Below are 20,437 nucleotides of genomic sequence, written 5' to 3' on the forward strand. Positions count from 1 at the left end.
CCATGAAATTCGTGAACCGCACCGCCCGCGTGGCCGTTGCTGCAGGCCTGCTGATGGCTGCCGGCGCCGCCGTGGCGCAGGACAAGCCGGTCGAGTTGCGCTTTGCGCATTGGCTGCCGGCCAGCCACCCGCTCGCCAAACTGGGGTTCGAGCCGTGGGCGAAGTCGGTGGAGGCGGCTTCCAAGGGCAGCATCAAGGTGATGCTGTTCCCGGCCCAGCAACTGGGCAAGGCGGCCGACCACTACGACATGGCGCGCGACGGCATCGCCGATCTGACCTGGGCCAACCCGGGCTACCAGGCCGGGCGCTTTCCGCTGTTTGCCGCGGGTGAGCTGCCCTTCCTGATCGCCAAACCGGGCCCCGGCTCGGCCGCGCTGGACCAGTGGTACCGCGCCTATGCCGGCAAGGAAATGAAGGACGTGAAGTTCTGCCTGGCGCACCTGCACGTGGGCACCATGCACTCCAAGAAGCCCATCGACAGCCCCGAGCAGCTCAAGGGCATGAAGATCCGCTCGTCCAACGGCACCGCGTCGCAATACATGAGTGCCGTGGGCGCGACCAACGTCCAGGTGTCGGCGCCCGAGTCGCGCGACGCGCTGGAAAAGGGCGTGGCCGACGCCATCATGTTCCCGTGGCATTCGATCATCACTTTCGGCATCGACAAGGCGGTCAAGTACCACACCGACACGCGCATGTATTCGTCCGACTTTGCGTGGACCATGAACCCGGGCTTCTACAACAAGCTCTCGGCCGCGCAGAAGAAGGTCATTGACGACCACTGCACCAACGAATGGGCCGGCAAGATCGGCGCTGCCTGGGGTGACGATGAGGATTCCGGCCGCGAGAAGATGATCAAGCTGGGTGGCCACACCATGGTGCCCGTGTCGCCCGCGCAGCTGGCGGCGTGGCAGAAGTCGGCCGAGCCGGTCTACACGCAATGGGCGGCCGATGTGACCAAGGCAGGCACCGATGCCAAGAAGGCGCTCGATGACCTGCGCAAGGAGCTGGCAACCCGCAAGGGTGGCCATTGATGCGCCAAGGCATGGGCCGGCGCCTGCTCGTCGTCACCGAAGTGGTGGCGGCGGTGTTCCTGCTGCTGATCGCGCTGCTGACGGCCGCCAACGTGATGCTGCGCGACTTCGGCGGCCCGTCGCTGCCCGACTGGTATGACGGCTCGCGCATGTTGCAGGGCATCGCGCTGTTCTGGGGTATCGCGCTGACGACCTATTACGGCAGCCACATCTGTGTCGACATGCTGTGGGAATACCTGCATCAGCGCGGCCGGCGGGCGCTGGATGTGCTGGCGACTTCGCTGACGGCGGCGTTCCTGATTCCCACCGCGTGGATGGTGTGGGAGAAGGTGGCGAGTACCGGCACGCAGGGCACCAACGACCTGCGCCTGCCGCTGGTGTGGTTCTATGCCGCGGCGGCGCTGGGCATGACGGTGGCCGCCGTGTTGTGCGTGGCGCGCCTGGCCCTGCTGGCACGCGGGCACGCGCCGAGTATGGCCGACGCTGCTGCACTGCCTGAGCACGAAGGACGCGTATGAGCATCAGCCGCGAAATGGTGGCCCTGCTGGGCTTCGTCGGCATGTTCGCCCTGATGGCGCTGCGTGTGCCGATCGGGGTGTCGATGGGCATCGTGGGCGTGGTCGGCTTCGGCGCCCTGTCGGGGTGGAAGCCCGCGCTCAACCTGCTGTCCAACGTGCCGCTGTCCGTGGTAACGGACTACAACCTCAGCGTGATCCCCATGTTCATCCTGATGGGCGCGTTTGCCACGCGCTCGGGCATGAGCAAGGAGCTGTTCGCGGCCGGTCGTGCGTGGCTGGGCCATCTGCGCGGCGGGCTGGCGATGGCGTCAATTGCGGCGTGCGGCGGCTTTGCCGCCATCAACGGCTCGTCGGTGGCCACGGCCGCCACCATGACGCAGGTGGCGCTGCCGGAGATGCGGCGCGCCGGCTATTCGGGTGCGCTGTCGGCCGGGCTGATCGCGGCGGGTGGCACGCTGGGCATCATGATCCCGCCCTCCGTCATCTTCGTGCTGTACGGCATCATGACGGAAACCGACATCTCCAAGCTGTTCGCGGCCGGCGTTCTGCCTGGGCTGCTTGCTATCGTTTTTTACTTCATCGTGGTGCAGATCATCGCCTGGCGGCGGCCTGACCTGATGCCCCGCGGCGATAGCCACAGCTGGTCAGAGCGCTTCAGCACCCTGCGCGGCCTGTGGGCCACCATCCTGCTGTTTGCCTTCGTGCTGGGCGGCATCTACGGAGGGCTGTATACGGTGACGGAAGCCGCGGGCGTGGGCGCGGTGGGCACGCTGGTGATTGGTCTGCTGCGCGGTCGGCTGGGGCCGCGCGGCATCAAGGATGCGCTGGTCGACACACTGCGCGTGTCCTCGGCCATCATGACCATCGTCATCGGCGCCTACCTGTTTGGCTACTTTCTCACCATCACGCAGTTCACGCAGCAGGCGGTGGAGTTTCTGGTGCACCTGCCAGTGGGCAAGTACGGCGTGCTGGCCCTGGTGTTGGTGGGCTACTTCATCCTGGGCGCGGTGATGGACGAGCTGGCCATGATCCTGCTGACGGTGCCCATCGTGTTCCCGGCCATGATGCAGCTGGGGTTTGATCCGATCTGGTTCGGCGTCATCATCGTGATGGCCGTCACCTTCGGCATGATCTGCCCGCCGGTCGGCATCAACGTGTTCGTCATCAACTCCATCGTGCGCGACATCTCGCTGACCGACATCTACCGCGGCACCATGCCCTTCATTGCCATCGACGTGGTGCGGCTGGTGATCTTGTGCGCGTTTCCGGCCATCTCACTGTGGCTGCCGAGCTTCGTGCAGTAGGGCAGGTCTTTCAAAAGAAACGGCGCCTTGCGGGCGCCGTTTCTGCGTAAGATGCTATGCTAAATGTAGCAATGGCCGCCGGGCAGCCAGCGGGCATCCGCGTCAGTCGCCCATCACCACGCCCTCGCGGCGCGGGTCGGCGCCGCCCAGCCACAGCTTCTTGCCGTGCACTTCGGCGCGCGTCAGGGCCTGCAGGCCGCTGGTCATGTTCATCTCGCGCACCTCGGCGCCGCGCGTGCGCAAAGCTTCCACGGTGGCGGGCGCGAAGCGCTTTTCTTCCAGCACGCTCGGGCCGTTGGTGGAGCCGAAGTTGGGCAGGTTGATGGCCTGCTGCGGCGTCAGGCCCCAGTTGAGTACGCCGTACAGCGTCTTGGCGGTGTAGTGGATGATGAGCGCGCCGCCTGGGCTGCCGGCGCTCATCACCAGCGGGCCGCGCGTGCCGTCGGCGCCTTTCTCGAACACCAGTGTGGGCGCCATCGACGAGCGCGGGCGCTTGCCCGGCTGCACGCGGTTGGCAATCGGCTGGCCCTGCGCGTCGGTGGGGGCAAAGCTGAAATCGGTCAGCTCGTTGTTGAGCAGGAAGCCTTTCACCATCTGGCGCGCGCCGAACTGGTCTTCAATGGTGGTGGTCATGGCCAGCGCATTGCCGTAGCCGTCGACGATGCTGATGTGGCTGGTGCCGTATTCGGGCTGGTCGGGCATGGGCGCGTGGCTGGTCTTCACTGCGCCGGGGTTGCCGGGCTGCGCCAGCTTCAGGCTCTGCGCACCGATCAGCGCGGCGCGGCTTTGCAGGTAGGCGGGCGCCAGCAGGCTCGTCCAGCTGCCGCCGGGCGGCTGCACGAAGTCGGGGTCGGCCACGTATTGAGCGCGGTCGGCAAAGGCCAGGCGCGCGGCATCGGTGTAGTAGTGCAGCCAGTCGGCGGTGGGCAGGCCGTCGGCGCCTGGCTTCATCTGCGCGGCGGGCGTGCGCGCCAGGATGCCCAGGATCTGCCCGATGGCGATGGCGCCCGACGACGGCGGCGGGAAGCCGCAGATCTCGTACGTCCTGGCCGCTGGGGCCACGGGATAGTCAAAGCACAGCGGCGCGCGGCGCTTGGGTTGATAGCCGGCCAGGTCGGCCAGCGTCATCTGGCCGGGGTTGGTGGGGTGCTTGGTCACCTTGTCGACAATGGCTTGCGCGACCGGGCCTTCCAGCAGCGCGCTGGCGCCACGCGCGGCAATGCCCTTCAGCACGGCGGCGTACTCGGGATTCTTGAGCACGTGCCCGACTGGCCAGGGGTTGCCAGCGGCGTCGTAGAAGAAGGCCGCGGCGACCGGGTCTTTCTTCAGATGTTGCTCGTTTTTCAGCAGCGTGTTCAGGCGCGGGCTGACCTGGAAGCCCTGCTCGGCCAGCAGGATGGCGGGCTGGAGCAACTCGGTCCACGGCAGGCGGCCATGCACCTTGTGCGCCTGCTCCAGCATGCGCACCGTGCCGGGCACGCCGACCGACCGACCACCCACCACGCCGTCGTGGAAGGCCATCGGCTTGCCGTCGGCGCCCAGAAACAGCTTTTCGTCGGCCGCCGCCGGCGCGGTCTCGCGGCCGTCCCACGCCGTGACGTCGCGGCCGGACGAATGCAGCAGGAAGGCACCGCCGCCGATGCCGCTGGACTGCGGCTCGACCAGCCCCAGCACCAGTTGCACGGCGATGGCCGCATCCAGCGCGCTGCCGCCGGCCTTCAGCACCTGATAGCCGGCGTCGGTCGACAGCGGGTTGGCCGAGGCGACGGCGAATTGCTCGGTGGCCCAACCCGGCTTGTCGGTCCAGCCCGAGCCGCCTTCGGGCGTCACCGGCGTGCTGGGTGGCGTGTAGCGCAGGCCGCTGGCGCAGCCGGCGAGCAGGGCGGCGCTGGCCAGGGCGCTGACGACGAACAGGTGGCGTGGGGTCATGCGAAAAGCTCCTCCAGATAGGGTGTTGGCAAGCCCATGGTAGCGCAGCGAACGCCCCGTCTCACACGATGGATTCGACAACAAAATGCCCTGAGCGCTTGCTACAGAAGGCTGATAAGCTATTAATAAAATAGCATTCAGGGCTTGACAGACGTAGCGCGCTTGCGCGGCGCGGCGGCCTTGGTGGACTTTGCCGGCGCTGCCGGTTTGGCGGTCTTGCGCGGCTTGGGCGGCGGCAGCGCGTAGGCCGTCGCGCTGATCAGCGCGCGCATCCAGTCCCGATCGTCCCACCGGTCGGGCGTGACCAGCAGGTGCGGCTTGGCCTTGTCGTAGAAGCGCCCCCACACCGGCGGCGCCATCAGCGCCTCGCCAGCAGCGGTCGGCTTGACATACAGCAGGTCGTCGCACACGAAGGCGACCGGCTTGTCGTCCACATACACGCAGTATTCGCCGAACATGCGCCGCGTGCGCAATCCCGGCCAGTCGCCGAGTTGGTCGATCAGGAATTCGAGCGTTTCGGGGCGGGTGGACATGGGAACGCGCTTGTGGAAACGACAGCAAAAACGGCTTTTATAGCGGCCCAGCAGACCGCGGCGGCGCTTAAAAACCAGTGCTCTCGTGGCCGGGGTCCCCCCGGCCACCGGGAGCGCCCCCTTGAGGGGGAGGCGCGCCAGCGCCTCGGGGGGGGAGCGTTACCTTGGCGCCAGGCGAATCGCACCGTCCAAGCGGATCACCTCGCCGTTCAGCAGGTCGTTCTCGAAGATGTGCACGGCCAGCTTGGCGTAGTCCTCGGGCGTGCCCAGGCGGCTGGGGAAGGGCACGCTGGCGGCCAGCGCGTCCTGCACTTCCTGCGGCATGCCGAACAGCATGGGCGTGCCCATGATGCCGGGGGCAATCGTCATGTTGCGGATGCCGGTCTTGGCCAGGTCGCGCGCGATCGGCAGCGTCATGCCGACGATGCCGCCCTTGCTGGCGCTGTAGGCCGCCTGGCCGATCTGGCCGTCGTACGCCGCCACGCTGGCGGTGCTGATCATGGCGCCGCGCTCGCCGGTCGGCTCGGGCTCGTTCTTGCTCATGGCCTCGGCGGCCAGGCGGATCATGTTGAAGCTGCCGATCAGGTTGATCGTCACCGTGCGGGCAAACGCGCCCAGGGCGTGCGCGCCGTTCTTGCCCACCGTCTTCTCGGCCGTCGCCACGCCGGCGCAGTTGACCAGCCCCATCAGCTTGCCCAGCGACGTGGCCTTGGCCACCACGGCCTGGCCATCGGCCTCGCTGGCCACGTCGCAGCGCACGAAGGCGCCGCCAATGTCCTTGGCCACGGCTTCGCCGCGCTCGGCGTTCATGTCGGCGATCACCACCGTGCCCCCCCTTGGCCGCCAGCGCGCGCGCCGTGCCTTCACCCAGGCCCGAAGCGCCGCCGGTGACGATGAAAACCTTGTCCTTGATCTGCATGCAATCGCTCCTCGATTCAATGGGATTTGCCCCCACATTATCCAGCGCTGGCCTGCCAGATCTCAGTCGCGCTGGCCGGGGTCTGCCGCCGCGGCGACGCCCAGCAGGCGCTGCAGCCGCGTGCTGCTGGTGGTGTACTGAAACGGCACGTCGTGGCCGGGCGCAATGATCGTCTGCGCCGCATAGGCGGCCAGCGTGGCCTCGTGAAAGCCGCACAGGATCAGCTTGCGCTTGCCGGGATAGGTGTTGATGTCGCCAATGGCGAAGATGCCCGGCTCGCTGGTCTGGAACTTCTCGGTGTCGACCACCAGCTGCTTGCGCTCCAGCGCCAGTTGCCAGTCTGCGATGGGGCCCAGGCGCGGACTCATGCCGTGAAAGACGAGCAGCGTGTCCAGTGGCAAGGGCGTGGTCTGGCCGTTGGGCCCCAGCACCTGGATGGCGGCGAGGCGGTCGTCCTGCTGCTCGATGCCGTCGACCTGGCCGACCACGAAGCGCAGGGCGCCGGCGGCGACGAGTTCACGCATGCGTGCCACGGAGGCCGGTGCGGCCTGAAAGCCGTCACGGCGGTGCAGCAAGGTGACGCTGGCCGGTGCGTGGTCGGCTGCCGTGGCAAAGTGAATCGCCCAGTCCAGCGCCGAATCGCCGCCCCCGACGATGACCAGCCGCTGCCCGGCAAAGCGGGCCGCGTCGGCCACGCTGTAGAACAGTTGCCGCTCCTCCAAGGCGTCCAGCCCCTCGACCTTGAGCTTGCGCGGCACGAAGGCGCCGACCCCGGCCGCGATGAACACGGTGCGCGCCACAAACTGCGTGCCCCGGTGCGTGCCCACCTGAAAGCGGCCGTCGGCCTGCCGCTGAAGCGTGCTGACCTGGTGCCCCATGTGAAAGTGCGGCGCAAAGGGTGCGACCTGCTTCATCAGCCCGTCCACCAGCTGCTGCCCGCTGCACACCGGAATGCCGGGAATGTCGTAGATCGGCTTGTCGGGGTACAGCTCGCCCGGCTGGCCGCCGACCTGCGGCAGCGCGTCGACCACGTGGGCGGAAACTTCCAGCAGCCCCAGCTCGAAGATGGCGAACAGGCCCACCGGGCCGGCGCCGATGATCAGGGCGTCGGTTTCGATAGACGTGTAGTGGTCGGGCATGGCGTGCTACAAAAACAAAAGCGGCCTGCGCAGGTGGGGCCTGCGCCAAGCCGCTTTGGGTGGGTTATTTCTGAAAGGCGGCGGGTCAGCGGATCAGTTCTTTCAGCTTGTCCGTCTTGTTGGCCCAGTCTTCGTGGTCGGGCAGCGGGTCCTTGCGCTTGGTGATGGTCTTCCAGTTGGGCAGCCGCGACAACTCGGCGTTGATCTCGGTCATGTGCAACTGGTCCTTGGGCAGGTCTTCCTCGGCGTAGATGGCGTTGACGGGGCATTCGGGGATGCACACGGCGCAATCAATGCACTCATCGGGATCGATGGTGAGGAAATTGGGGCCTTCCTTGAAGCAATCGACGGGGCAGACGTCCACGCAATCGGTGTATTTGCAGCGGATGCAGGCTTCGGTGACGACGTGGGTCATGGGGTGATGGAGAACTTCGGGTAAACGGCTGGCGGCGTCCGCAACACAGGCGTCGGCGCCAGAATGTCGATTTTAGGCGTTTCGCGCGGCCACCTCGCGGTAAGCCGCATGGCGCAAAGGGTCGCCTGCGGGTGGGGGCTTTGCGCGCGCTCAGCGCACCAGCAGCGCGCCGGCGGTCTTGTGGCTGGCCGTGTCGACCAGGATCAGCGAGCCCAGCACGCGGCTGCGCTCGAAGGCGGCCGCCGGAATCGGCTCCTGCAGCATCAGGTCGACGTGGCCGATGGCGTTGGGTTCCAGTTGCGTGGCTTCTTCGCGCGCCAGGGTGTGGATGTTCAGGCGCTCCACGATGCGCGCCACCTTGGCCTTGACCCAGCGGTGCCCGTGCAGCGCCCAGTAGACGCGGCCAGCCACCAGCGGCTCGTCGTCCATCCAGGCCACGGTGGCCGACAGCTCGCGCCGGCTGGGCCACGCGGGCGTGGTGGCGGGCTCGTCGAAGTCGTCGGCGGCCACCACGGCGGCCGGGGCGGGCGCGGCCACGATCCAGTCGCCGCGCGAGACGTCCACTTCACGGTCCAGCACGATGCCGGCGCTGTGCCCGGCGCCCACCCCGCGCGGCGTGCGCGCGTGGTCGAGCACCTGCGCCACCACGGCGCCCTGGCCGCCCGGCAGCACCTGCACGCGCGTGCCCGGCGCCACGCTGCCGGTGGCCACGCGGCCCCAGAAGACGCGCCGGCCCTGGTGTGTGTCGGACGACGAAGAAAACTTCTCGACCCACTGCACCGGAAACGCCAGCGGCAGCGCCGTCTCGCGCGGCGTCACGGGCAGGCGCTCCAGAATTTCGAGCAGCGTGGGCCCGGCGTAGCCGCACCAGCCCGGGTTTTCGTGACCGAAGTCGACCACGTTCCAGCCCTTCAGCGCCGACACCGGCACGATGGCGGCGGGGTTGATGCCGGCATCGCGCGCAAACGCCTGCAGCGCGTCGCGGATGTGGGCAAACGCCAGCGACGGATCGGCCACGGCATCGAGCTTGTTGATGGCAAATACCACCGACGGCACGCGCAACAGATTCAACAGCAGCGAATGGCGCCGGGTCTGGGGCAGCAGGGTGAGCGCCGGATCCTGCCAGTCGAGCTTGGTGGCATCGACCAGCACCACCGCCGCATCGGCCTGCGACGCCGCGGTGACCATGTTGCGCGTGTACTGCTCGTGCCCCGGCGCGTCGCCGATGATGAACTTGCGCGCCTCGGTATTGAAGTAGCGGTACGCGACGTCGATGGTGATGCCCTGCTCGCGCTCGGCCTGCAGCCCGTCCGTCAGCAGCGCCAGGTCGGCCTCGCCCCCGCGCGTGACGCCCGCCAGGTGGTCCTGCAGCACGGCCTTGCTGTCCACCAGCAGGCGGCCGATGAGTGTGCTCTTGCCGTCATCCACGCTGCCGCAGGTGATGAAGCGAAGGGCGGTTTGGGTGTCGTTTGCGGCTTCAGCGCTTGTGGGGCGGGCGCGGGAAGCTATGGATTCTGTAGTAGTCATGCGAGAATTCTCTAAAACCGGACGCGAAGGACGCGAAGATCACGCGAAGGACGCAAAAAAGACAAATTCGAAAGGTTTTTCTTTCGCGTTCTTCGCGAAACCTTTGCGTCCTTCGCGTCCGGATGTTGGGTTTTCTTAGAAATAGCCGTCCTTCTTGCGCTTTTCCATCGACGCTTCGCTGGTCTTGTCGTCCATGCGCGTCGCCCCGCGCTCGCTCACGTCGGCGGCCAGGGTTTCGATGACGATCTGGCCCGGCGTGGCGGCGTCGCTCTCGACGGGGCAGGTGCAGGTGATGTCGCCCACGGTGCGAAAGCGCACGGTGCGCGTCTCGGTGGTCTCGCCATCCTTGTGCGGCGTGAGCGGTGTCACCGGCACCAGCAGGCCGCGGCGCTCCACCACCTCACGCTTGTGGGCGTAATAGATCGATGGCAGGGCGATCTGCTCGCGCTCGATGTACTGCCACACGTCCAGCTCGGTCCAGTTGCTGATGGGGAACACGCGGAAGTGCTCACCCGGCGCCAGCCGCGTGTTGAACAGCGTCCACAGCTCGGGGCGCTGCGCCTTGGGTTGCCACTGGCCGAAGCTGTCGCGGTGGCTGAAGATGCGTTCCTTGGCGCGCGCCTTTTCCTCGTCGCGCCGCGCGCCGCCGATCAGGGCGTCGAAGCGGAATTCGTCGATGGCTTCCAGCAGCGTGACGGACTGGTGCACGTTGCGCGATTCGCCCGGGTGCGCCAGCCGCACCGTGCCGCGCGCCATGCTGTCTTCGACGCTGCGCACGATCAGCTCGGCCTTCAGCTCCGCCGCGCGCTGGTCGCGGAAGTCGGTCACTTCGGGGAAGTTGTGGCCGGTGTCGATCATCAGCAGCGGGTAGGGAATGCGGCCGACGCCAAACGCTTTTTCGGCGCAACGCAGCATCACCAGCGAATCCTTGCCGCCTGAAAAAAGGAGCGCGGGGCGCTCGAACGCGGCGGCGACTTCGCGCAGGATGAAGATGGTCTCTTCTTCCAGCGCGTCGAGGTGCGCGTTGCTGAGGGTGTGCGGCTCGGTCACGGCGGCAGCTTGCAGCAGTTCGGGGGGCGGTGCGCGCGTTCATGCGGCGACTCCTTCGGGATTTTTCACATGCAAGCCACACTCCTTTGCGGCCTCGTCTTCCCACCACCAGCGCCCGGCGCGGAAGTCTTCGCCCAGCGTGATGGCGCGGGTGCAGGGCGCGCAGCCGATGCTGGGGTAGAACTGGTCGTGCAGCGGGTTGTAGGGCACGTTGCGCGAGGCGATGTAGTGCCACACGTCGCCCCAGGTCCACTCGGCCAGCGGGTTGTACTTGAGCAGGCCTTTGCTCTCTTGTTCAGAGCGGTCCACCAAGGGTACATCAGCGCGGGCGCCGGATTGTTCGCGGCGCAGGCCGGTCACCCAGGCGCGCTTGCCGGCCAGGGCGCGGCCCAGCGGCGCCATCTTGCGGATGCCGCAGCAGGCCTTGCGCAGCTCGATGCTGCGGTACATCGCGTCCTGGCCTTCGCGGGCGACGAACTGCACCACCGCCTCGTGATCCGGCCGGTAGACCGTGAGCGGCGCGTGCGGGTGCTCGGCCTGCTGCGCGGTCAGCTGGTCGAGCAGCGTCAACGTGGGGGCGTGCAGCGCGCCGGTGTCGAGCACGAAGATGCCGATGGGCAGCTTGTGGGTGTTGATCAGGTGCGTGATGACCATGTCCTCGGCGCCGAGGCTGTTGGCCTGCGTCACCGGGCCGGTGGACGCGGCCTTGAGCAGCGTCACCACGGTTTCGTGCAGCTTGGCGTCAAAGCCGGGGCTGGGCGTGGCGTACAGGTCGATGGCGGACGCGGCGGGCGCGTCGGCGGCGGGCAGCGGGGCGAAGCCGTTCATGCGGCCTCCGGCGCGGCGTCCTGCCGCGCGAAGCGGGGGCGCGGCTGCAGGGCGTCACCCTGGTAGAAGGCGCTGTAGCGGGCAAACTGCCGCTCGGCCGCCGCAGCGTCCACGCCCGGCGCCAGCACGGCGCTGGTGAAGCCGCTGCGCGCCATCTGCACCAGCTGGTCGATCAGCACGTCGCCCGTGGCGCGCAGGTCGCCCGCAAAGCCGAAGCGGCGGCGCAGCAGCACGGCCTGGCTGAAGGCGCGGCCGTCGGTGAACTTGGGAAAGTCCAGTTCAATGCGATCCACGCCTTGCAGCGCGCCGTCGGCCGCCAGCTGGCCCAGGTCGGCATCGGGCGCAATCTTCAAGGTATTTTGGGTGCCAGCGCTGGTCTGGAGGGCGCTGTTAGCTATTATTTTCATAGTGTTCTTTGGCGCCGATCAGGCGGTGGCTTCTTCGGCTTGCCGCGCGGCGCGGTGATCGATAAGGCGGGCGCCGTTGGCGGCCTGCTTGAAGGGCTCGTGGCCCACGCGGCGCACCGTCTGGACGAAGCGCTCCTGGCTGCCCAGGCGCAGGTCGCGGTAGGTGTCGAGGATGGCTTCGACCACGCCCGGCACCTCGGCGGCGCTGAACGACGGGCCGACCACCTTGCCCGGCGTGGCGGGCCCGGACAGCGCCGAGCCGTCGCTGCCGCCCAGCGTGACCTGGTACCACTCCTTGCCGTCCTTGTCGACGCCCAGGATGCCGATGTGGCCGCTGTGGTGGTGGCCGCAGCTGTTGATGCAGCCGCTGATGTGCAGGTCGATGGGGCCCAGGTCGGTCACCTCGTCGATGTCCTGGTACAGCTCGGTCAGCGCGGCGGCAATGGGGATGGCGCGCGCGTTGGCCAGCGAGCAGAAGTCGCCGCCGGGGCATGCAATCATGTCGGTCAGCAGGCCGATGTTGGGCTGCACCAGGCTTAAGCGTTTGGCGCGCTCGTACAGCGCCGGCAGGTCGCTGGCGTGCACCCAGGGCAGCAGCAGGTTCTGCTCGTGCGTCAGGCGTGCCTCGCCGGCGCTGAAGGTGTCGGCCAGTTCGGCCAGCGCGTCCAGCGTGTCGGCGTCGGCGTCGCCGGGCGCCCATCCGGGGCGCTTGAACGACAGGGTGACCACGCTCAGGTGCGACAGGCGGTGCTTGCCCACGTTCTGCGCCAGCCAGCGCTGGAAGGGCTTGGCCGTGATGCCGGCTTCGCTCGGCACATGGGCGGGGCGCAGCGGCGGGACGACGAAGCTGGCGGCCACGCGGTCCAGCTCGGCCTGGGTGATGGTGTGCGGCGCGCCGTCCTGCTGCACGATGGCGGCGTATTCGGCCTCGACCTCGTCAACGAAGCGCTGGCCTTCGGCCTTGACGAGGATCTTGATGCGCGCCTTCCACTTGTTGTCGCGCCGGCCATAGCGGTTGTAGACGCGCACCACGGCTTCGATGTAGTTCAGCAATTCGGCCCACGGCAGGAATTCGCGCACCACGCTGCCGATGATGGGCGTGCGCCCCATGCCGCCGCCGACCTGAAGTGTGAAGCCGACTTCGCCCGCGGGGTTCTTGCGTGCCTGAATACCGATGTCGTACCAGCCGGTGGCGGCGCGGTCTTCGGCAGCGCCGTTGAAGGCGATCTTGAACTTACGCGGCAGAAACGCGAACTCGGGGTGCAGCGTGCTCCACTGGCGCAGGATTTCGGCAAACGGGCGCGTGTCGACGATCTCGTCGGGGGCGATGCCGGCCAGCGCCTCGCAGGTGATGTTGCGGATGGCGTTGCCGCTGGTCTGGATGCCGTGCATGTCCACGCTGGCCAGCAGGTCCATCACGTCGGCCGCCTGCGTGATGGGAATCCAGTTGAACTGCACGTTGGTGCGCGTGGTGAAGTGGCCGTAGCCATGGCGCAGCGGCGGCGCGGCCAGCGTCAGGCCGGGTTGCGAGGCCTGCAGTTCGTCCTGCGTCTGCTGCGCGTGTGCCAGCAGGTCGGGGTCGGGCCGGTCGTAGTAACGCGCGATGCGCGCCAGCACGCGCAACTGCGCGCTGCTGATCTCGCCATAGGGCACGGCCGCGCGCAGCATGGGCGCGTAGCGCTGGATGTACCAGCCGTTTTGCAGGCGCAGGGGAAGAAATTGTTCGTCGGTCAGCTCGCCGCGCTGCCAGCGCTCAAGCTGGTCGCGGAATTGCTGGGCGCGCAACTGGACGAATTGGCGGTCGAATTCGGTGTATTGGTACATCGGGCAGACAAAAAAGCGGGCGCAGGGCCGTGGGGTCAGGCGGCAATGTAACCGTCGCTTATGCAAAAACAAACCAATTGTTTGTTGTTGATATATGCCAATGAGATATAAGCAGATGGCGCCCGGCGCCGACGGCCATGTCAGCCAAATGCCCACAGGCCGGGCGCCGCTGCCGGCCTAGAGTGGTGGTTCATTTCATCCCGCCCGCATCGGGGCGATCACCCAGGAGAAAAACCATGTCCGTTGCCAAGGTCATCGAAATCAGCGCGTCCAGCTCCAAGAGCTTCGAGGACGCCATCCTCACCGGCGTCGCCCGCGCGGCCGACACCATCGATCAGGTCAAGGGCGCCTGGATCAAGGAGCAGAAGGTCGTGATTGAAGGCGGCAAGATCAAGGAATACCGCGTCAACATGAACGTGACCTTCGTGGTGGGCGAGGTCGACAAGTAAACAAGCGCACGGCCGGGTGATCGGCCACCAACGAAAAAGCCGACCCGCAGGTCGGCTTTTTTATGGGTTGTATGCCTTAGGCGCAGTCTGGACAAGCACTTCAAGCTATCAAAACAGGAGCTTGTTGCGCTTTCAGTCAGTGCGCGTCGGCCTGCTTTGCCGCGCGGATGCTGCCTTCGGCGTCGCCCTTGGCGCCGTTGAAATACAGGTTGAGCATCACCGCCACCATCGACGCCAGCAGAATGCCCGACTCGATCAGCGGGTGGATGGCGTGTGGCATCCATTGCAGGTAGCGGGGCGCCACCAGCGGGATCATGCCGAAGCCGATCGAGATCGCCACGATCAGCGCGTTGTTGCGGTTGTGCGTGTAGTCCACGCCGCCCAGGATGCGGATGCCCGTGGCTGCGACCATGCCAAACATCACCAGCCCTGCGCCGCCCAGCACCACGGTGGGCAGCGATTCGACCAGCGCCGCCATCTTGGGCAGCAGGCCCAGCACCACCAGGATGAGGCCCGCCGCCACGCACACAAAGCGGCTCTTGACGCCGGTCACGGCGACCAGCCCCACGTTTTGCGAAAAGCTGGTGTACGGGAAGGTGTTGAAAATGCCGCCGATCAGCGTACCCAGCCCGTCGGTGCGCAGCCCGCGCGCCAGCGCTGGCTGATCGACCTTGCGGTCGGTCATCTCGCCCAGGGCGAGAAACATGCCGGTCGATTCGATCATCACCACGATCATCACCAGCACCATGGTCAGCACCATCACCGGCTCGAAGATCGGCGTGCCGAAGTGAAACGGCAGCACCACGTCGAACCACTTGGCCTTGCCGACCTTGTCGAAATGCATCATGCCGGTGGCGGTGGCGACGATGCCGCCGATGACGATGCCCAGCAGCACCGAGATGTTGGCAACGAAGCCCTTGGCAAACTTGGCGATGAGCAGGATCGACGCCAGCACGATGGCGGCAATGCCCACACCTGGCAGCGCGGCGTAGGCCGGATTGGGTGCCGTGGGCGCCAGCGCCAGGCCCTGCGGCACTGGCGGAAAACCCGGCTGGCCGACCGCGGCAGAGCTTCGCACGGTGCTGAGCCACTCTGAATGCTCGGGTGTGACGACCAGCGGCGCCGTCGGCCCCACCGGGTTGCCGAAGATCCAGTTGACGCCCACGCGCATCAGGTTGATGCCGATGACCGCGATGATGGTGCCCGTGACCACGGGCGGAAAGAAACGCAGCAAGCGGCTGATCAGCGGTGCGATCAGCATCGAGATGATGCCGGCGCCGATGATGGCGCCGAAGATCATGCGCGCGCCGTCCGGCCCTGGGTGGCTGTTGGCCATGGCCACCATGGGGCCGACGGCGGCAAAGGTCACGCCCATCATCACCGGCAGGCGGATGCCGAACCACTGCGTCATGCCGAGCGACTGGATCAGCGTGACGATGCCGCAGCAGAACAGGTCGGCCGAGATCAGCAAGGCCACCTCTTCAGGCCCGAGCTTGAGCGCGCGCCCGACGATGAGCGGCACGGCGACCGCGCCGGCGTACATCACCAGCACGTGCTGCAGGCCCAGCGCGGCCAGTTTGCCGGTGGGCAGGACTTGGTCGACGGCGTCGTCGGCAGGTTTCATGGTGTCTCCTGGGTTCAATGGGTTTTCAGGCTCTGGCGCTTTCTGGGCAAGCGCTGTACGCTCTTTTTAAGATAGCAAATCGGCCAGCGTGCGCGCCACCACCTTGGTCGCGCGGCGCAGGTCTTCCAGCTCAACGCGCTCGTCGGCGCGCTTGGCGTGGCTTTCCAGCACGGTGCGCGGGCCGGCGCCGTAGATGACGCCGGGAATGCCGCGCTCGACGTACAGGCGCACGTCGGTGTACAGCGGCGTGCCCACGGCGGCGGGCTTGTCGCCAAACACCGCTTCGCCATGCTTCTGGATCGCATCGACCAGCGGCGCGTTGCCGGGCAGCGGCGTCATGGCGTTGGCCAGCAGCAGGCGCTTGATGTCGACGCGGATGCCTTCGTCAGGCCGGCCGGCGTTGAAGCCGTCGACCGCGTCGGCAATCACCTGGCGGATCAGCGCCTCGACATCGGCCGGGTTTTCTTCGGGGATCATGCGGCGGTCCAGCTTGAACACCACCTTGCCCGGCATCACGTTGGTGTTGGTGCCGCCTTCGATGCGGCCGATGTTGAGGTAGGGGTGCTTGATGCCCGGCACGCGCGAGCTGATGCCCTGGTAGCGCCGGTTTTCGGCGTACAGCTTGTTCATGATGGCGACGGCGCCCTGCAGCGCGTCGATGCCGGTGTGCGGCACGGCGGCGTGCGCCATCTTGCCGTGCACGGTCACTTCCATCTGCAGGCAGCCGTTGTGCGCGGTGACCACTTCGTAACTGAAGCCGGCGGCGATCATCAGGTCGGGGTGGGTCAGGCCTTTTTGCAGCAGCCAGCCGGGGCCGAGTTCGCCGCCGAATTCCTCGTCGTAGGTGAAGTGCAGTTCGATCGCGCCGTGCTTCGGCTTGGCGACGGCTTCGAGCGCGCGCAGCGCGAAGGTGAAGGTGCCGAAGTCGCTCTTGCTGACGGCGGTGGCGCGGCCGTACATTTTACCGTTGTCGATCGTGGCGCCGTAGGGGTCGTGCGACCAGCCTTCGCCCGGCGGCACCACGTCGCCATGGGCGTTGAGCGCGACGGTCGGGCCGCCTTCGCCAAAGCGGCGGCGCACGATCAGGTTGGTGATGCTTTCCATGCCGTAGGCGCGCACGTCGGCGTCGGGCACAGCGTGCTTTTCGACTTCGTAGCCGATGCCTTGCAGCAATTCGGCCGCCTTGTCGGCGTGGGGCGCGTTGTTGCCCGGCGGCGTGTCGGTCGGCACGCGCACCAGCGCCTGCACAAAGGCGACTTCTTCGTCAAAGTGCTGGTCGATCCAGGTGTCGAGGGCGGAGTAGGTGGGCATGGTGTGTGGAGGAGGGGTTGCAAGAAATCCGGACGCGAAGGACGCAAAGGGTTCGCGAAGGACGCGAAAGACAACCAAAAAACTTTTTTTTTGAATTCTTTCGCGTCCTTCGCGCAGCTTTCGCGTCCTTCGCGTCCGGCTGTTGGGTTTTATTCGGCCGCCAAGTCTTCCAGCAGCCGCTGCATGGCGCGCACCGCGAGGTCCATGTCTTCGGCGTTGGTCGATTCCAGCGGGTTGTGGCTGATGCCGGCGTTTTCGCCGCGCACGAACAGCATGGCTTGCGGCATCACTTCGTGCAGTTTCATGGCGTCGTGCCCGGCGCCGCTGGGCATGCGGAAGATGGGCAGGCCGAGCGATTCGACGGCGCGTTCCCAGCGCTGCTGCCATGCGGGGTCGCTGGGCGCGGCGCTGGCGCGCAGGGTTTCTTCCAGCGTATAGGTCACGCCGCGGCGCACGCTGATCTGCTGCAGTTTTTCGAGCACGTCGGCGGCCAGGGCGTCGCGCTGCGCGTCGTTGGGGGCGCGCAGGTCGAGGCTGAAGGCGCAGCGGCCGGGCACGACGTTGATGGAGCCATTGGGCACGTTGAGCAGGCCCATGGTGGCGACCGAATCGCCATCCTGGGCGGCACGCGCCTCCAGATAAAGCGCCAGCTCGGCCGCCGCGCAGGCCGCATCGCGCCGCCGGTCCATGGGCGTGGTGCCGGCGTGGCTGGCCTGGCCGATGAATTCGCCGACAAAGCGGATGCTGCCGTTGATCGAGGTGACCACGCCCAGCGGCAGGTTCAGCTCGTTCAGCACCGGGCCTTGCTCGATGTGGACTTCGATGAAGCCGAGGTAGTCCTTGGGGTTGCGCTGGAGCCTGGGGATGTCGTCGATGGCGAGGCCCGCGTGTTGCATCGCGTCGCGCATGGTCACGCCGTCGGCATCCTGCTGGTCCAGCCAGTCGGGGTTGAACTGGCCGATGAGCGCGCCCGAGCCGAGGAAGGTAGCCTTGTAGCGCTGGCCTTCTTCTTCGGCAAAGCCGATCACCTCGACGTCGAACGGCAGGCGCCGGCCCGCGCGGTGCAGTTCGCGCACGCAGGCGATGGGCACGAAGATGCCCAGTCGTCCGTCGTACTTGCCGCCGTTGCGCACGGTGTCGTAGTGGCTGCCGGTCATGAGCGTTTTGGCGCTCCTGCGCTCGCCGGTACTGCGCGAGTAGCTATCTGAATAATAGCGTCCCACCACGTTGCCGACGGCGTCGATGCCGACTTCGTCGAAGCCCGCCTCGCGCATGGTCTGGGCGATGAAGGCGGCGGCGGCGCGGTGCGCGTCGGTCAGGTAGGTCACCGTCAGCTGGCCCGCCTCGGCAAAGCCGGGGTCGCTGTGCAGGGCCAGCTTTTCGTGCCAGTCCCACACGTCGTTGCCCAGTGTCGGCTCCACGCCAAACTTGTCGGCCAGGCGAATCTCGACGATGCGGTGGATGTTGCGCAGCGCCTCGGCCAGCTCAAAGTCGGGGTGGTTGGCCAGCCGGCGCGCAAAGGTGTCGATGATCTGCTGCTTGTTCAGCCCCGCGCCGCGCGGCCCGCGCACGGCCAGGATGAAGGGAAAGCCGAACCTGGCGTTGTAGTCGGCGTTGAGCTTCTGGATGCGCGCAAATTCGTCGGGCGTGCACTCGGTCAGCCCCGCCTTGCCTTGCTCGTTCGTGGATTCGGCGGTGAGCGTCTTGGCGACCATCGCCTTGCCAGCCAGTTCGGGGTGGGCGCGGATGAGGGCCAGTTGCGCATCCTGGTCGGCGCGGGCCAGCACCTGTGTCATCACGTGCTTGAGATGCGCCAGCGACCGGAAGGGGCGTTGCTTCAGCGCTTCGGCGGCGATCCAGGGCGTATGCTCGTACAGGCCGTCGAGCATGCGCTGCGCTTCGTCGGGCGAGGCGGTGTTGAGTTGATCCAGTGTGTAGGCCATGCGTTCAATCCTGAAAGGGGTGCTGCGCGATCCAGTGTTGCGCAATGTCGATGCGGCGGCAGACCCACACATCCGGGTGCGCGGCGACGTGCGCCATGAAGCGCTGCAGCGCCGTGATGCGCCCTGGCTTGCCGAGCAGGCGGCAGTGCATGCCGATGCTCATCATCTTGGGGCGGTCCAGGCCGCGCGGGTCGCCTTCGGCATACAGGGCGTCGAAGCTGTCCTTCATGTACTGGAAGAACGGGTCGGCGTGGCTGTAGCCCTGCGGCAGGGCGAAGCGCATGTCGTTGCAGTCGAGCGTGTAGGGCACGACCAGGTGCGGAACCACCTGGCCGTCGGTGCGCTGCACCTTCATCCAGAAGGGCAGGTCGTCTCCGTAGTAGTCGCTGTCGTACAGCAGCCGGCCGTCGTCCACCACCAGGCGGCGCGTGCGCGGGCTGTCGCGGCCGGTGTACCAGCCCAGCGGGCGCTCGCCAGTCTGGTGCTCGATCATGTCGAGCGCCTCGGCCATGTGGGCGCGCTCGGTGGCTTCGTCGATGGACTGGTAGTGGATCCACTTCAGGCCGTGGCAGGCGATTTCGTCGCCGCGCGCCTGGAAGGTCTTCACCACGTCCGGGTGTCGCGCCATGGCGGTGGCCACGCCAAAGACAGTGAGCGGCCAGCCGTGCGCATCGAATTCGCGCAGGATGCGCCACACGCCAGCGCGCGAGCCGTATTCGTAGATGCCCTCCATGCTCATGTGGCGCTCGGGGTAGGCGGCCGGGTTGAACATTTCGGACAGGAACTGCTCGCTGGCTGCGTCGCCATGCAGCACGCAGTTTTCGCCGCCTTCCTCGTAGTTCAGGACAAACTGCACCGCAATGCGCGCGCCATTCGGCCAGCGGGCGTGCGGCACGTCGGCCCCGTAGCCCACCAGGTCGCGCGGGTAGGGCGCGGTGCTGTCGTAGGGAAGATGCTTCATGCTATTGAATTGGTAGCTGCGACCGACCTTGCATGGCGCGCTGGGCGGGTTTTTTGTTGGGGTTCGGCAGCGGGACGGTCCAGGTTCAGCCCCGCTTCCACGTGGTCGAGGTGCTCACGCATCAGCTTGACGGCCTGCGTCACGTTGCCGCTGGCAAAGCAGGCCACCAGTTCGGCGTGCTCGGCGGCGGAGTCGTGGGCGGCGCTGCGGCTCTGGTACATCAGCGTGGCCACCGCGCAGCGGGCCAGCAGGTCGCGCAGCACCTGGGCCAGCACCTGGTTACCGATCAACTCGGCCATGCGCACATGAAAGTCGCCCAGCAGTTCGGTGCGGTCGGCGACGTCGTCGCGCGCGACGGCGGCCTGTTCCTGCGCCACGTGGGCACGCAAGGCATCGATCTCCGCCGGGCCCGCCGCGCGCACAAAGGCGCGCGTGAGTTCGACTTCGAGCATCCGGCGCACGGCGAACACCTGGCGCGCCTCGTCGGCCGACGGGCAGGCGACAAAGGCGCCGCGCGCCGGTGCCAGCGTGACCAGGCGCTTTTGCGACAGCTGAAACAGCGCCTGCCGCACCAGCGTGCGCGACACGCCGAACTGGTCGGCCAGCCGCTGCTCGGCCAGCTTGCCGCCCGGCTGCAGGCGATGATCGACGATGGCCCGGGTCAGGGCGGCGACGATCTGGTCGGTGCTGGAGCTTGCTTCCATGGCGCGCCATCATAGGCAGTT

At 67.1% G+C, this 20,437-nt stretch carries 18 protein-coding genes and 1 pseudogene; 4 read left to right on the plus strand and 15 right to left on the minus strand.

The genetic code is table 11. The features are described 5' to 3' along the window. Positions 1-2 precede the first annotated feature (2 nt). Genes R0D99_RS06860 through R0D99_RS06870 form a run of 3 tightly spaced genes read left to right on the plus strand, consistent with a single transcriptional unit; the run spans position 3 to position 2,853 of the window. Entirely contained in the window at positions 3-1,031 is a 1,029-nt protein-coding gene (locus R0D99_RS06860) for a TRAP transporter substrate-binding protein (RefSeq protein WP_317750634.1), read from the plus strand. Next, positions 1,031-1,549 (plus strand): TRAP transporter small permease, encoded by a 519-nt coding sequence (locus tag R0D99_RS06865; RefSeq protein WP_317750635.1) that lies wholly within the window; start codon positions 1,031-1,033, stop codon positions 1,547-1,549. The genes R0D99_RS06860 and R0D99_RS06865 overlap by 1 nt, the downstream gene beginning before the upstream one ends. Then, entirely contained in the window at positions 1,546-2,853 is a 1,308-nt protein-coding gene (locus R0D99_RS06870; protein WP_317750636.1) for a TRAP transporter large permease, read from the plus strand. The genes R0D99_RS06865 and R0D99_RS06870 overlap by 4 nt, the downstream gene beginning before the upstream one ends. A 102-nt stretch (positions 2,854-2,955) precedes the next feature. Here the strand turns inward: R0D99_RS06870 and R0D99_RS06875 are convergent, their stop codons facing one another. The 10 genes and pseudogenes from R0D99_RS06875 to R0D99_RS06920 form a co-directional block, all read right to left on the minus strand. Further along, the gene (locus tag R0D99_RS06875; protein WP_317750637.1) at positions 2,956-4,782 is read right to left on the minus strand and encodes a gamma-glutamyltransferase family protein; all 1,827 of its coding nucleotides are present in this window, start codon (positions 4,780-4,782) and stop codon (positions 2,956-2,958) included. Between the two features lie 137 nt (positions 4,783-4,919). Further along, positions 4,920-5,315 (minus strand): TfoX/Sxy family protein, encoded by a 396-nt coding sequence (locus R0D99_RS06880; RefSeq protein WP_317750638.1) that lies wholly within the window; start codon positions 5,313-5,315, stop codon positions 4,920-4,922. Between the two features lie 159 nt (positions 5,316-5,474). Further along, positions 5,475-6,234 (minus strand): annotated as a pseudogene (locus R0D99_RS06885) (3-hydroxyacyl-CoA dehydrogenase). A gap of 62 nt (positions 6,235-6,296) precedes the next feature. Next, a complete protein-coding gene (locus tag R0D99_RS06890; RefSeq protein WP_317750639.1) occupies positions 6,297-7,373 on the minus strand; it encodes an NAD(P)/FAD-dependent oxidoreductase in 1,077 nt (358 codons plus the stop codon). Positions 7,374-7,458: 85 nt separating this feature from the next. Then, positions 7,459-7,788, minus strand: coding sequence for a ferredoxin FdxA (fdxA, locus tag R0D99_RS06895; protein WP_317750640.1), 330 nt, complete (start codon positions 7,786-7,788; stop codon positions 7,459-7,461). 150 nt (positions 7,789-7,938) lie between these two features. After that, on the minus strand, positions 7,939-9,315 hold the full coding sequence (locus R0D99_RS06900; RefSeq protein WP_317750641.1) for a sulfate adenylyltransferase subunit 1: 1,377 nt from the start codon (positions 9,313-9,315) through the stop codon (positions 7,939-7,941). 135 nt (positions 9,316-9,450) lie between these two features. Then, positions 9,451-10,365, minus strand: a complete 915-nt coding sequence (gene cysD / locus R0D99_RS06905) for a sulfate adenylyltransferase subunit CysD (protein WP_317750642.1) — start codon at positions 10,363-10,365, stop codon at positions 9,451-9,453. 39 nt (positions 10,366-10,404) lie between these two features. Then, a complete protein-coding gene (locus tag R0D99_RS06910) occupies positions 10,405-11,193 on the minus strand; it encodes a phosphoadenylyl-sulfate reductase (protein WP_317750643.1) in 789 nt (262 codons plus the stop codon). Beyond that, positions 11,190-11,600: a DUF934 domain-containing protein gene (locus R0D99_RS06915; RefSeq protein WP_317750644.1), complete on the minus strand. Its 411-nt coding sequence runs from the start codon at positions 11,598-11,600 to the stop codon at positions 11,190-11,192. The genes R0D99_RS06910 and R0D99_RS06915 overlap by 4 nt, the downstream gene beginning before the upstream one ends. Positions 11,601-11,618: 18 nt before the next feature. Beyond that, a complete protein-coding gene (locus R0D99_RS06920) occupies positions 11,619-13,424 on the minus strand; it encodes a nitrite/sulfite reductase (RefSeq protein WP_317750645.1) in 1,806 nt (601 codons plus the stop codon). 236 nt (positions 13,425-13,660) lie between these two features. On the opposite strand from R0D99_RS06920, the gene R0D99_RS06925 reads away from it, so the two are divergent. Next, positions 13,661-13,873, plus strand: a complete 213-nt coding sequence (locus tag R0D99_RS06925) for a dodecin family protein (RefSeq protein ID WP_317750647.1) — start codon at positions 13,661-13,663, stop codon at positions 13,871-13,873. A gap of 136 nt (positions 13,874-14,009) precedes the next feature. On the opposite strand, the gene R0D99_RS06930 is transcribed toward R0D99_RS06925, so the two are convergent. From R0D99_RS06930 to R0D99_RS06950, 5 genes are all read right to left on the minus strand, one after another. Further along, positions 14,010-15,497: a nucleobase:cation symporter-2 family protein gene (locus tag R0D99_RS06930; RefSeq protein ID WP_317750650.1), complete on the minus strand. Its 1,488-nt coding sequence runs from the start codon at positions 15,495-15,497 to the stop codon at positions 14,010-14,012. A gap of 66 nt (positions 15,498-15,563) precedes the next feature. Then, positions 15,564-16,808 carry an ArgE/DapE family deacylase gene (locus R0D99_RS06935; protein ID WP_317750651.1) on the minus strand — a complete coding sequence of 415 codons (1,245 nt, stop codon included), beginning with the start codon at positions 16,806-16,808 and terminating at the stop codon, positions 15,564-15,566. Between the two features lie 149 nt (positions 16,809-16,957). Then, complete coding sequence (gene uraD / locus R0D99_RS06940; protein ID WP_317750653.1) at positions 16,958-18,751, minus strand: 2-oxo-4-hydroxy-4-carboxy-5-ureidoimidazoline decarboxylase; 1,794 nt, start codon at positions 18,749-18,751, stop codon at positions 16,958-16,960. A gap of 4 nt (positions 18,752-18,755) precedes the next feature. Beyond that, positions 18,756-19,712 (minus strand): allantoinase PuuE, encoded by a 957-nt coding sequence (gene puuE / locus R0D99_RS06945; protein ID WP_317750654.1) that lies wholly within the window; start codon positions 19,710-19,712, stop codon positions 18,756-18,758. Further along, the gene (locus R0D99_RS06950) at positions 19,709-20,416 is read right to left on the minus strand and encodes a GntR family transcriptional regulator (protein ID WP_317750655.1); all 708 of its coding nucleotides are present in this window, start codon (positions 20,414-20,416) and stop codon (positions 19,709-19,711) included. The genes puuE and R0D99_RS06950 overlap by 4 nt, the downstream gene beginning before the upstream one ends. Between the last annotated feature and the right edge of the window lie 21 nt (positions 20,417-20,437).

The organism is Ottowia sp. SB7-C50, assembly GCF_033110285.1.
Classification (GTDB): Bacteria; Pseudomonadota; Gammaproteobacteria; order Burkholderiales; family Burkholderiaceae_C; genus Ottowia.